General features: G+C 37.1%; 14 protein-coding genes. 10 read left to right on the top strand and 4 right to left on the bottom strand.

Annotated features, from left to right (window positions below; genetic code table 11):
- Positions 1-8 precede the first annotated feature (8 nt).
- Positions 9-689: an arylesterase gene (locus G521_RS0103815; RefSeq protein WP_026897346.1), complete on the top strand. Its 681-nt coding sequence runs from the start codon at positions 9-11 to the stop codon at positions 687-689.
- A gap of 35 nt (positions 690-724) precedes the next feature.
- Positions 725-1288 carry an NADPH-dependent FMN reductase gene (locus G521_RS0103820; RefSeq protein ID WP_026897347.1) on the top strand — a complete coding sequence of 188 codons (564 nt, stop codon included), beginning with the start codon at positions 725-727 and terminating at the stop codon, positions 1286-1288.
- Between the two features lie 5 nt (positions 1289-1293).
- On the opposite strand, the gene G521_RS0103825 is transcribed toward G521_RS0103820, so the two are convergent.
- Both G521_RS0103825 and G521_RS0103830 read right to left on the bottom strand, forming a co-directional pair.
- Complete coding sequence (locus G521_RS0103825; RefSeq protein ID WP_051189431.1) at positions 1294-2169, bottom strand: YihY/virulence factor BrkB family protein; 876 nt, start codon at positions 2167-2169, stop codon at positions 1294-1296.
- A gap of 157 nt (positions 2170-2326) precedes the next feature.
- Entirely contained in the window at positions 2327-2791 is a 465-nt protein-coding gene (locus tag G521_RS0103830) for a response regulator (protein ID WP_026897349.1), read from the bottom strand.
- Positions 2792-2889: 98 nt separating this feature from the next.
- Between G521_RS0103830 and G521_RS0103835 the strand changes: the two genes are divergently transcribed.
- From G521_RS0103835 to G521_RS16425, 5 genes are all read left to right on the top strand, one after another.
- Positions 2890-3990, top strand: a complete 1101-nt coding sequence (locus tag G521_RS0103835) for an Rv1355c family protein (protein WP_026897350.1) — start codon at positions 2890-2892, stop codon at positions 3988-3990.
- 304 nt (positions 3991-4294) lie between these two features.
- Positions 4295-5029: a hypothetical protein gene (locus G521_RS16420; RefSeq protein WP_036678105.1), complete on the top strand. Its 735-nt coding sequence runs from the start codon at positions 4295-4297 to the stop codon at positions 5027-5029.
- The gene (locus G521_RS18405) at positions 5029-7185 is read left to right on the top strand and encodes a sensor histidine kinase (RefSeq protein WP_026897351.1); all 2157 of its coding nucleotides are present in this window, start codon (positions 5029-5031) and stop codon (positions 7183-7185) included. Before G521_RS16420 ends, G521_RS18405 begins: the two co-directional genes overlap by 1 nt.
- Positions 7160-8293 carry a hybrid sensor histidine kinase/response regulator gene (locus tag G521_RS0103855; RefSeq protein WP_245580826.1) on the top strand — a complete coding sequence of 378 codons (1134 nt, stop codon included), beginning with the start codon at positions 7160-7162 and terminating at the stop codon, positions 8291-8293. Before G521_RS18405 ends, G521_RS0103855 begins: the two co-directional genes overlap by 26 nt.
- A gap of 26 nt (positions 8294-8319) precedes the next feature.
- Positions 8320-8739, top strand: coding sequence for a response regulator (locus G521_RS16425; RefSeq protein ID WP_051189436.1), 420 nt, complete (start codon positions 8320-8322; stop codon positions 8737-8739).
- Here the strand turns inward: G521_RS16425 and G521_RS0103865 are convergent.
- Together G521_RS0103865 and G521_RS0103870 are read right to left on the bottom strand one after the other, a co-directional pair.
- Positions 8711-9481: a slipin family protein gene (locus tag G521_RS0103865; protein ID WP_026897353.1), complete on the bottom strand. Its 771-nt coding sequence runs from the start codon at positions 9479-9481 to the stop codon at positions 8711-8713. The genes G521_RS16425 and G521_RS0103865 overlap by 29 nt on opposite strands.
- 56 nt (positions 9482-9537) lie before the next feature.
- Positions 9538-10827, bottom strand: coding sequence for an NfeD family protein (locus G521_RS0103870; RefSeq protein WP_026897354.1), 1290 nt, complete (start codon positions 10825-10827; stop codon positions 9538-9540).
- Positions 10828-11077: 250 nt separating this feature from the next.
- Here G521_RS0103870 and G521_RS0103875 point away from each other — a divergent pair, with 250 nt between their 5' ends.
- The 3 genes from G521_RS0103875 (at position 11078) to G521_RS0103885 (ending at position 12942) form a co-directional block, all read left to right on the top strand.
- Positions 11078-11680, top strand: a complete 603-nt coding sequence (locus G521_RS0103875) for a hypothetical protein (protein ID WP_026897355.1) — start codon at positions 11078-11080, stop codon at positions 11678-11680.
- 80 nt (positions 11681-11760) lie between these two features.
- Positions 11761-12093, top strand: coding sequence for a hypothetical protein (locus G521_RS0103880; RefSeq protein WP_026897356.1), 333 nt, complete (start codon positions 11761-11763; stop codon positions 12091-12093).
- A 21-nt stretch (positions 12094-12114) separates the two neighbouring features.
- Complete coding sequence (locus G521_RS0103885) at positions 12115-12942, top strand: hypothetical protein (RefSeq protein ID WP_051189438.1); 828 nt, start codon at positions 12115-12117, stop codon at positions 12940-12942.
- Positions 12943-12944 lie beyond the last annotated feature (2 nt).

Consider the following 12944-nt stretch of genomic DNA (forward strand, 5'->3'; position numbering starts at 1 on the left):
TTTAAGCAATGCACAAACTAAATTTACTTCTTTTTCCTATTTTATTTACGATTGTATGCTCTTGCGGCGATCCGAAAAAACCTTCTGAAGATACCTCTCAAAATAATACAGACACTCAAACACCGGCAACAGATGAAAGTGTAAAAACGATCATTTTTTTCGGGAACAGCCTGACAGCAGGTTATGGAGTTGAACCCTCGGAAGCTTTTCCGGCCCTTATTCAGCAAAAAATAGATTCACTTAACCTGGATTATACTGCGGTAAATGCAGGCCTTAGCGGCGAAACATCATCGGGCGGAAAAAGCCGCATAAGCTGGATTCTAAAAAACAGATGTGATATTTTTGTGCTTGAACTTGGAGCAAATGATGGATTGAGAGGAATTCCGGTTCCAGAAACTACAAAAAATTTGCAGAACATTATTGATCAGGTTAAAGCAAAAAACCCGAAAGTTAAAATGGTTCTTGCCGGAATGGAAGTTCCGCCTAATATGGGACCAAAATATGCCTCCGATTTTAGAAATATGTTTCCTGCACTTGCTAAAAAAAATAACATGTCGTTTGTACCCTTTCTGCTTGAAGGCGTGGCAGGAATAAGTGATCTGAACCAGTCTGATGGAATTCACCCCACGGTTGAAGGACAAAAAATTCTGGCTGAAAATATCTGGAAAGAATTACAACCTCTACTATAAACAATATAGAAATTAGATAATTTATAAAATTAAATATGAGCAGGGAATTAAATTTTGTTGGAATTAGTGGAAGTCTCAGAAAAGGATCATTAAATACGATGCTTTTAAATGCTGCAGCCAAACTATTGCCGGAGGGAGTACATATGACTCTGGTTTCTATCAAAGATATTCCGCTGTACAACGGAGATTTGGATCTGCCGGAAACAACTGAAAGGCCTGAAGAGGTAGAAATTTTCAGGAAAGCTCTTGCCAAAGCAGATGCACTTGTTTTAGTATCTCCTGAATATAATTATTCTATTCCGGGTGTTTTAAAAAACGCGATCGACTGGGCTTCACGTGGCGATGATTCGCCGCTTCTTAATAAAGCTGTAGCTTTAATGGGAGCCACTCCGGGTATGTGGGGAACGGTTCGGATGCAAACAGCTTTTCATCCTGTTTTTCAGTTTTTAAATATGACACCTGTTCAAAAACCCGAAGTATTGTTGGCGAAAGCAAATACAAAATTTGCTGAGGATGGAAAATTATTGGATGAATTTGCTGCGGAGCTGATACGGAAGAAACTCCTTGCTTTGAAGGATTTGTGTATTAAACTTCAATAAGCAGCCTATTTAAGCGGATCAATTTCCAGAAGCTCAAATGTAAATGCTTTTTTTACGGGCCTGATCGGCTTATCATAAACATCGCTCAGTATTTTTACAAAGCAGCCTCCATAATAAAAAATCAGAGCGGAGTAAAATACGAACAGCATAATCAGTACAATTGATCCCGAAGCGCCATAAATGGTTCCGATTTTGCTCAGGGCAAGCATATACCGTACAATAATTTTTCCGGCGGTAAATAAAATAGCCGTGAAAAAACCTCCTGCAAAAGCCAGTTGCCATTTAGGCCGGCCGGCTGTTAAAAATCTAAACAGTGTAGTAAACCAAATAGTGACAATAATGATAAACATAATTTCATTCACTGCACGACTTGCAAAAATTCCTGCTCCCGGCCATAAGTCTTCTATATAATTTCCTAAAAAAACCTGAAGACCTTCGGTTACAACTCCTATAAAAAATAAAATACCTGCCAATAAAATTATTATCAATGATCTTAACCGGCTTTTTAGTTTAAATACTACACCGGCATGCGGCCTAATGCCGATATTCCATATCTGATCAAGAGAATTTTTTATCACTGCAAAAAGTGTGGTGGCAACAAACATTAAGAAAACGAAACCCAGCAATGTTACATACCAGTTCTGACCCAATGAACGAAACGCTTCGAGGGTAATTTTAATTTGCTGAGCGCTGGTATTGCCTAAAACGTTTGACAGCCGATCAATCAATTCTGAACTTACTTTATTTGGATTTACAAATAACCCTAAAAGCTGAATGATGATTATCAGAATGGGTGGCAAAGCAAATGTTGCGAAAAATGCGGTCGCCCCGGCCATACGCAAAGGGTCATTTAAGCGTAACTCCTTTAAAGACCTTTTCATTAAATAAACTAAATGAAAAATATGGAATTTACGGGGACTGATGTGATGTGTTTTATTCGCCAAGGCGCTAAGGTAATAAATCTTTGAATCTCATTTTTTTACCTGGCATTAACGACTTAAATGCAATCACGCCGACAGCAATCCAGGAATTAATCTGTCAGGATAATAATCTTTGTCTGAGCAAAAACTCAAGCTGTTCATTTGAAGTAACCAGTTTACCGTTAAGTGTTTTTACTTCCAGATTCTGCTGATAAAGCTCGAATGCTTTAGCTATTGTTTCATCAAGCACTTTTTCATCCCAGGGCTTAGTAAGATAATGGTATATTTTCCCCTTATTAACAGCATCTACAACTGCATTCATATCAGAATATCCGGTTAAAAGAATTCGGATAGGATCGGGATATTTTACAAGAACTTTTTCTAAAAACTCAATACCGGTCGTGTTCGGCATTCTCTGATCTGTGATAATAATCTCAATGGGATTTTTATCCAGTATTTGCATGGCCTCGTCTGCACTTAACGCAATTTTAATATTGTATTTTAAGCGAAATGTGGCCTTAAATGAAAGCAGGTTGTTTTCTTCATCATCCACATAAAGTAAATTGATCTTTTGTTCAGACATTTGCGTATACAGCTTTGTAGCAAGCAAAAATAGTATAAAGATTCCAAGATGTTCAATATGACACATGGATCGATAAATTAAATTTCTATAATTATAAAATGGAGCATCAAACAACACTTTCTTCAGAAACATTTAAACCTCAATTTTATCGCTTAAGCAACGAATCTGATAAAGCAGATTTTAATGTTTTGAAGAACTTACCTTATGTGGAGATATATGATGAAATAGAAGGCCAATTAACCGAATTGATTAAAAGTTTAAATCCTTCTGAAAGGATTGTTGCATCCGAATACCCGGATCGTATTTTAAAGCATTTAAACGGTCAGCCGATTTCTGAATACGGTGTATGGGTATACTATCCCTGGAGCAAAAAGTTAGTTCATTTACTTGATGAGCATGAATTTATAGAAGTAAGAACCAACCGGAACCGGAATAAAATAACTCGTGAGGAACAAGAGAAATTAAAAACGAAGAAAATTGGAATTATTGGCCTTTCGGTGGGGCAATCCATTGCTTTAACCATTGCCATGGAAAGAACCTGCGGAGAACTGCGGCTGGCTGATTTTGATACTGCCGAGCTGAGCAATTTAAATCGGTTAAGAACGGGAGTGCATAATCTGGGTTTAAAAAAAACCATTATTGCCGCCAGAGAAATTCTTGAAATAGATCCTTTTATAACCGTTAAGATTTTCAATGAAGGATTGAACGATGAAAACATAGCTGATTTTTTAACCGCAGACGGGAAACTGGATCTGCTGGTAGAAGTATGTGATGGTCTGGATATTAAAGTGAAAAGCAGACTTAAATCACGGGAATTTGAAATACCGGTTTTGATGGATACAAATGATCGCGGCATGCTGGATATAGAGCGCTTCGACCTGGAACCTGACCGTCCGCTTCTGCATGGTTTATTGGGAAGAATCAATCCCGAAAAGATTAGCAGCTTGTCCAATACAGAAAAAATGGAACTGATCTTTCGAATAGTCGGATCAGAAACTATTTCACAAAGATTGAAGGATTCGGTTCCTGAGTTGGGGAAAACGCTTAACAGTTTACCGCAACTTGCTTCTTCGGTGGTTTTAGGAGGAGCGATCAGCACAGATGCAGCCCGCCGGATTTTACTTGATCAGTTTCAAGCATCAGGACGTTTTTATGTAGATACTGAAGAGTTAATAAAAGAGGATCAGGTATTCATCTAAATTTTTAAGTAATGAAAGAATTTATTTGAAAAATGCTTTTCAAATATTTATTTAAAAGTGAATTTATAAAGATTACAGGTTTATATTTGCCTCAGGGGAGAAAAATTGAATCAATATAGTGCATCCGCACACATGAAATTTACAACCTGTATTTAATTATTCTTAAACAAAAGGTCATATGCCTTACGCTGATGACCAATTTATAACTATAGAAAATAACACGGATGAAAAGTTTCTTCCACATGGCAGATTATACCGTCAAACAATCAATTAAATCCGCAGAATTGATTTTACTGAACAGCATATGATAACAATCAGAGCTTTCAGAGCTATTGATGATTATGATGCTTGTGAAAAATTTATGTGGGGGCACCGCAAAGTATTAGAAAATATTGGGGTGAAAAAGTTAACCTCGTCTAAAGACGAGTGGATGACTAATCCGGCTGCTTTTGTAATTATTGTCGAAACCGAGGATCGCTCAAAAGTTTATGGAGGCGCCCGTGTAAATGTAGCCGGCGGAACACAGCAATTGCCCATTGAAGAAGCTACAGGCTATTTAGATGATTCTATTTATAAAATAGTTAAAGAACATGCAATTACGGGAACCGGGGAAATTTGCGGGTTATGGAATTCACGGGAGGTGACGGGCATGGGTATTGGAAGCGTTTTTTTAACTCGTGCCTGCGTTGCCATTTGCAAATTTATTGGCCTGCAGACCCTATTCGGGCTTGCAGCACCTTATACAGTAAAAATGGCACAGGATGTTGGTTATCAAATACTCGATACAATTGGTAATAACGGGACTTTTTATTACCCAAAACTGGATCTTGTTGCCACCGCCCTTGTTCTAAATGATGTAAATACTATTATGCTAGCCGAACCTTTTGAAAAGGAACGCATTTTCAGCTTACGCGAAGATCCTAATCAGCTTTCGGTAGAAATTTTAAGAAAAAAAGAATTAGAAATACAATACTACCTTCAGTTACCCAATATAGAAAGTTGGTATAATTCAGGGATTATTGAAAGAATTATCAGGTAATGAAGCATCGGCTAAAATATTTAATACTGTGCATTTTTCTTTCCACAACAGGATTTATAAGTCTTGCTCAATCGCCAATTATTTTTGATTCTGATAACACTCAAAAATATATCGGGAAACAGGTTTCTGTTTTCCAGGATAGTACGGGTACACTAAACTTTGAGGAAGTTGCTCAGAAACCTGATCTATTTAAAAAATCACAAAATGATGTTCCTAATCTTGGAATCACTGAGTCCAATAACTGGGTTCGGTTTAATGTAAAGAATCAGTCGTCATCTGATAAAATCATTATAAATCTGGCAGCACCATCCATAGATAAGGCAACTTTATACGTGCTTCATGCCAATAACAAAGTTGACAGCAGTTCAGTTTATATCAATACCCCTATTAAAAACCGAACATATAAACACCAGTTTTTACTTTTTGATGCAGCGTTACAGCCTTCGGAAGAGGTAGTCTGCTTTTTAAAAATTAAAAGTTATAAGCAAATTCTTGCTCCCATTACTCTGGAAAACCCTCAAAGTATTTTGAACGAGATAAGTAAAACGGACACTCTGGCGGGAATATATTTCGGAATTATGCTGGCCATGCTTTTATACAATCTGTTTATCTATTTCTCTGTTCGCGATAGCAGCTATTTGGTATATGTTAATTATATATTTTGGGTTACACTAACTCAGGCCGCTTTACTAGGTTACTCCAACCGGTTCTCCTGGGGAGAAAGCATCTGGCTTAGTCCCTATTTGATAACTATCAGCGGAGCACTGGTAGGAATTGCTACGGGCAGCTTTTCTAAATCTTTTCTGCGAACCACTACTTATTTGCCAAAAATAAACCTCTTTATTAATTTGATTATAGGAGCCGATGTTCTGGCTATCATTTTGATTATTGCAGGATTTCCCATTATCAGTTATAATATTGTTAACGCCGCAGCTGCCTTGGGCTCCATAATAATCTTATTTGCGGCTTACAAGGTTACACTGAAAAACTATAAGCCAGCCAAGTTTTTCTTAATCGCATGGTCTGTATTTTTGTTATCGGTAGTATTATTTGTATTGAAAGATTACGGCATTTTGCCTTATAATTTCATAACCGTTCACAGCTTGCAGCTGGGTTCTGCAATAGAAGTATTCCTTTTATCAATAGCGCTTGCAGACCGTATTAATATTCTTAAAAAAGAAAAAGAAATTTCCCAGGCCGAGGCTTTACATGCTGCAAATGAAAATGCCCGAATTATTCGTGAGCAAAACATTATACTTGAAGCCAAAGTGCAGGAAAGGACTGTGGAGTTAAGTGTTACCAATGTTGAATTGCACAACGCAATGATAGATTTGAAAGAAGCTGAAGCTCATTTAATTGAGTCAGAAAAAATGGCTTCTCTTGGTTTACTCACAGCAGGAATAGCACATGAAATTAACAACCCGATAAATTTCGTTACCTCTAATATAAAACCATTAAGGCGTGATGTCGACCAGCTATTAGAATCAATCAACTGGCTTCAGGAAATTTGCTGTTCCGATTTAAGTATTGAACAAAAGCAGCAACAAATAGAAGAACATAAAGATGAAATTGATTTTGACTATCTTAAACTCGAAATAGACCAGCTATTGAACGGTATTAAAGAAGGTGCATCACGTACAGAAGAAATTGTAAAGGGCTTGCGTGTGTTTTCACGCCTGGATGAAGATGATTTGAAAAAAGCTGATATGAACGAAGGGCTTAATTCAACTTTGACTATCGTGAATAATCTCTTAACCAATAAGATAACACTTCAAAAAGTATATGGGGAAATTCCATTGATAGAATGCTACCCCGGAAAATTAAACCAGGTTTTTCTTAACATTATTACAAATGCGATTTTTGCCGTCAAACAGAAATTTAAAGAGGAGCCAGGAGGTAATATTATTATTACAAGCAACTATCGGGACAACCGTGTGTTTATAAAAATTCAGGATAATGGAACCGGAATGGATGAAAAAACCCGTAAAAAGATATTTGAGCCCTTTTTTACAACTAAAGATGTAGGCGAAGGTACCGGACTGGGTATGTCTATTGCGTATAATACTATCCGGAAACATCATGGAGAAATTTCCGTAAACTCCACTCCCGGAGTAGGAAGCGAATTTATTATTGAACTACCTCTTAACCTGGAATAGCTACATGGTGAACCAATTAGAAAAACCCAAGAAAATAAAATTACTGTATGTAGATGACGAAGTTAATAACCTCACCGGGTTTAAGGCTTCGTTTCGGTTAATGTATAATGTGTTAATTGCTAATAATACTACAGAAGCTCTTGAACACTTAAATAATCATCCTGATATACAGGTTATTTTTTGTGACCAGCGAATGCCCGACAAAACAGGCGTTCAGTTTTTTGAAGAAATCAGAAGCACTTTTCCGGATCCGATACGCATATTAATTACCGGATTTACGGATATAGAAACGGTTATTGATGCCATTAATATTGGAAATATTTTCAGGTACATTAAAAAACCATGGTCAGAACCTGATATTATAACCGCTGTTAATGAGGCCAACCAATTTTACGTTGCCAATAAATTAATGGAAACCAAAAATGCGGAGCTTCAAAAGGCGTATATAGAACTGGATAAGTTTGCCTACAGTGTAACTCATGATATACGCGGACCGCTTTTGAGTATAATGGGAGCAATTGATGTTGCCCAGTATATGGATACCATTGATGAAGTCAAAGAGATGCTTGTGCTGATGAGAGAATCTGTTAATAATCTCGAAGGCTTTATCCAGAGCATTCATGATTATCATAATGTACAACGTGGAGCACTGGTTATTTCAGAGCTTAATTTCAATGATCTGGTACAGGAACAAATTGTTACCCATCAGCTTACCGCAAAAATGAATCATGTGGAGTTTAAAACTGATGTAACCCAGACTGAAGTTTTTAGGGGTGATAATATGTCTATGAAAATTATCCTTAACAATCTCTTGTCTAATGCTTTCAAATACCAGCAAAAATATAACGAAGAGAAACTGGTCGAACTATCGGTAAAAGTTGAAAAAGGTTTCGCTATTATTGAAGTTAAGGATAATGGTATTGGTATTGCCGGAAACCATATTGGAGAAATATTCAACATGTTTTTCAGAGCAAGTTCACAGGAATCAGGCTCAGGTTTTGGTCTTTATAACGTTAAAGATGCACTGCTAAAATTAAACGGAGAGATAAAAGTAGAATCGGCACTCAACCAGGGAACCACTTTCCAGGTAAAAATACGTAACAAATAAAATCAGGAGTACGTATTAATTGTATAATGCAAAAAATAAGCCCTGAATTTATAATCATAGACGATAGTAAGTTAGATTGTTTTATAGCCGAAAAAATTATTCAGAATACAGGTCAGTATAAAGTTCAAACATTTATGCAGGCCGGCTTAGTGATTGATTTAATAAAAAATACACTTTCTTTTAACGACTCCAGAACGATTATTCTGCTTGATATTCAAATGCCATTGATGAATGGATTTGAGTTTGCTGAGGAATTTGAAAAATTTCCATCTTCAATTAAAAACAGATTTCATATTTTCATGATATCATCTTCTGTAAACGATTCAGACCGCAATCGGATAAATGATTTCCCATCCATTATTAAGCTGTTTTGTAAGCCTTTAACAAAATCAATGGTTACTGAAATGACTGATCACGCTATTGCGTATCTTTCACATTCTGCATAAAAGGTTTCATAAAATCTATCGGCACAGGAAAAATTGTAGTCGAATTATTTTCAGTAGCTATTTCCCGCAAGGTTTGTAAATACCGCAAAGTTAGAGCACTTGGTTGTTCTGCCAGAATTTTGGCTGCATCTGCCAGCCGTTGTGAAGCCTGGAATTCACCTTCTGCTGAAATAACCTTCGATCTCCTTTCACGTTCTGCTTCGGCCTGTTTAGCCATTGCCCGCTGCATTTCCTGTGGGAGATCTATCTGTTTAACTTCTACCGTAGAAACTTTTATCCCCCAGGGTTCGGTATTAGTGTCGATTATTTGTTGCAATTTATGATTGATTTTTTCCCGTTGCGACAATAGATCATCTAATTCTGATTGTCCCAAAACACTTCTTAATGTCGTTTGAGAAAATTGCGAAGTGGCCATCAAATAATTTTCGACTTCAATAATTGCTTTTTGCGGCTGTATAACCCGAAAATAAATTACTGCATTCACTTTTATAGATACATTATCACTTGTAATTACATCCTGCGGCGGAACATCCATTACAACCGTTCGAAGGCTCACTTTAACCATACGATCGATAAAAGGAATCAGCAATATTATTCCCGGTCCTTTAACTCCTCCTTCCAATACACGGCCCAGTCTGAAAACTACCCCCCGCTCATATTCATTCAGAATTTTTATTGCACTGGATAAGAATATTATAGCAAATACGGCAATAACGACGAAGGTAATCGGAAACTGTTCCATAGTTAATAATTTAATGAATTATTAAGATACCTATTATTATGATAAAACCCGGATAATTAAAGCTCCGGATTTCTGAGTTTTTCTACAAATAAAGTCAGATTCCGGATAGCTGTTACTTTGATTTTCTCTCCTTTTTTTATAATGCCGGTTTTGGATTCGGCATTCCAGATCTCACCGTGTACCTGTACATTTCCAACAGGATTGAGCAGGCTCAGGGATTCGCCGGTTTCACCTATTATTCCTTCTTCACCGCTCAAGGGTTTGGCCCGCTGAGCCTTTAAACCCATCGAAATAATCACCAGAAAAAATAAGGCACTAAAGAGTGTCGCAGTAATAATTACGCCGGCAGAAATACGGATAAATTCCAGAGACGAGCTTTTCTCAAACAGCATCACTGAACCCAAGGCCATAGCAATTGCACCACCAAGTCCCAGAAGGCCCTGACTAACTATTTTTATTTCAAGAAAGAAAAGGATTATACCGAACAAAATAAGCGCTAAACCCGCATAATTAACCGGCAATGTATGAAGTGAGTAAAACGCAAGAATTAGACTGATTACTCCTACCACGCCGGGTACAATTGCTCCGGGACTATATAATTCGAATAAAATCCCATAAATCCCAAGAAGCATTAGAATATAAGCCACACTCGGATCGCTTATCAGGTTGAGTATTTTTTCTGAAGCGGTCATTTCGAGTTCTACTATTCGGGCGTCATTTGTATTTAAAACTTTCGAACCGCTATTTAATGTAATGGTCCTGCCATCCAGCTTTTCTAGCAAATCCAATTCAGAATTGGCAATCAGGTCGATAACATTCTTTTCTAATGCTTCATTTCCGGTTATGGAAATACTTTTACGTACTGCTTCTTCTGACCAATCTAAATTGCGGCTACGTTTCTGGGCAATACTCCTTATAAATGCTGCAGCATCATTAGTAGCTTTTTCATTCATGATAGTATCTGATTTGCCGTCTAAATTTACAGGATGGGCAGCACCAATATTAGTTCCGGGAGCCATTGCCGCCACATGAGCGGCCAGAGTAATAAACACCCCTGCAGATCCTGCGTGTGCTCCTTCCGGGAACACAAATACAACAACCGGAACTGTTGAGCTAAGTATATCGCTCACAATGGCCCGGGTGGATTTTAACAATCCACCTGGAGTATTTAAACTGATAAGCAGACACTCTGCTTTTTCAGTTTTAGCTTTCTCAATTCCCTTATGTATAAATGATGCTGTAAGAGGACTAATCGGCCCATCAACATGAAGACTTACAACAGTTTGAGACCGACCGGCAAAAGGAAGCAAAAGAATAAATACATTAAATATGATTCGCAGTACCATTGATTCTAAGCTTGGTTAAAATCCTGAATAACTATTTAAATCTTAATATACTGATTTTAAGAAGTATTGGCAACAGTTAGGGCAGATTGAGGAAAGCACCTTGCAACATTACAACCTGCAAAACAGACTCTAATTTTTAGGTATTAAAAAATATTTTAAAAAAATTAAAAAATTCATGTTGTCTTCATCTTGTCCCAACATATTTGTATCAATAAGTTATAAGGATTTAATAAACCAAAAAATATAGATCATGAAAACCAAATTATTAGCCGCAGCAGCATTATTATTTACGACCTCCGCATTTGCACAAACAACAGAGAATACTAAAAAAGAACATGGAACTGCTGTAAGTACCAGCGCCAAATCTCAAACTGAAGCCGGCGTAAAGGGTTCTGAAATAAGCATTTTAGCTTCTTCAAAATCTCAGGCATCGCTAAACAGAAAAAATCAAACAACAGATGAACGTCAAAAAAGCAAAGCAGAACGTGTAGAAGCCCGAAAGGCGAAAAAGCAGGAGCAGAAAGCAATGATAGAAGGCATCAAATCTGAAAATAAAATCAGATCAGAAGCAAAGCTAGGAGAAGTTAAATCTGAAATTGACGCTCGCAAGGAATTATTAATTGAGAAAAAGAAAGAAGCAAAAGCAAAAAGAGCTGTTTCTGAAGATGGAATTTTGAAAGCAGAAACTAAGTCAAAGTCAAAAATTGATAAAGCCTCCCGCAAAACTGAAAAGTCTAATCGCCCGGAAAAAATTAAAACCGGTGTAAGAGCAGGAGCAGATGTTAAATTGGGTCGCCCAGGTATTAAGAAAAAAGTTCAGGGTTCCGCCGGCCTTGGTCTTGGCAATTTGTAATCGGCTTCACTATATAGTAGTTTTTTTTAGGAAGTTTGTCGCACGCAGCGTCAAGCTTCCTTTTTATATTTGTCATCTGAATGAATAAGTTACTTATTTTAAAATCTTTATTTTATATCTGCTTGATTATCCTCGCATCATCATCAGCTTTTGCAAAAAAAATTATTTCCGTACCTGCAAAAACAATATTTACATTATCGGCTGACTCAACCATCAAAAAACAACCTGCTTCAACCGATAAGAAGAAAGAAGAAGTTAAAGATGAAATAAAGAAACCAGAGATTAAAGAAGTACCTAAATCCAGGCGTCAGCTAAAACCCATCGCTGTTAAGCCTAAAATTAAAACGCCTGTTAAAATAAGGCCCGTAATTAAAAGGCCTGCAGGATTAATCCGGAAAACTTTAGGAAGATAATCCAATTTGCAAAGAAAGAGCATGAAGTATTTATACATATTATTAATATGTGGAGGGCTTGTTAAATCAAGCTCTGCACAGCAGGATTCTACAGCTAAATCATCCCTAACACTTGCCGCCATATACGGAAACACGGCCAATTATTTCGGTCAGACTACAGAAGAAAAACTGCCTTACGTGCTTTCCTATGGAGCCTATAAACTTAAAAGCGGAATATATTTTTCGGCAAGTGCGCTAAATTTATTAAACAGTTCCAGTATTGCATCAGCTGTTGACCTTTCTGCCGGATACGGGTTTAATTTACTTAAAAATGTACCGGCAAGTATTAGTTATACACGTTCCTTTTACGAAAAAAATTCCCCTTTAATACAAACATCCAATGAAAATAATATAAATGGAGAGTTATCTTTTACTCATTTTCTCAAAACCGGTATAAGTGCTGATTATGCATTTGGCCAGCAAAATGATGTGTTTGTTTCTTTAAGTAATTCGAAATTAATTGACCTGGGAAGCCTTTTTAGTGATAAAGATTTTATCTCGCTTGAACCAGGCATTAGCATAATAGCCGGATCTCAGCGTTTTTACCGATCCTATACCACAGAGAGAGAAAAAAGGAAAAAATTGCTTGATCCCCTGTTTCCGGGCCAGCGGCCGGAACCAGTTACCACTACCGTAGAATCAACAAGTTTTAACGTAATGGCATATATGCTCAGTGTACCTCTGGCTTACAACCGAACCAATTACAGTATTGAAGCCGCTTACCAGGCGAGTTTGGCCAGCAAAAATATTGAGAATGCATCTGATAAGCCGGTTTCAATTTTTAACTTGGGTTTTTATTACATGTTTTAAGC

This window comes from Daejeonella oryzae DSM 19973, from assembly GCF_000422945.1.
GTDB lineage: Bacteria > Bacteroidota > Bacteroidia > Sphingobacteriales > Sphingobacteriaceae > Daejeonella > Daejeonella oryzae.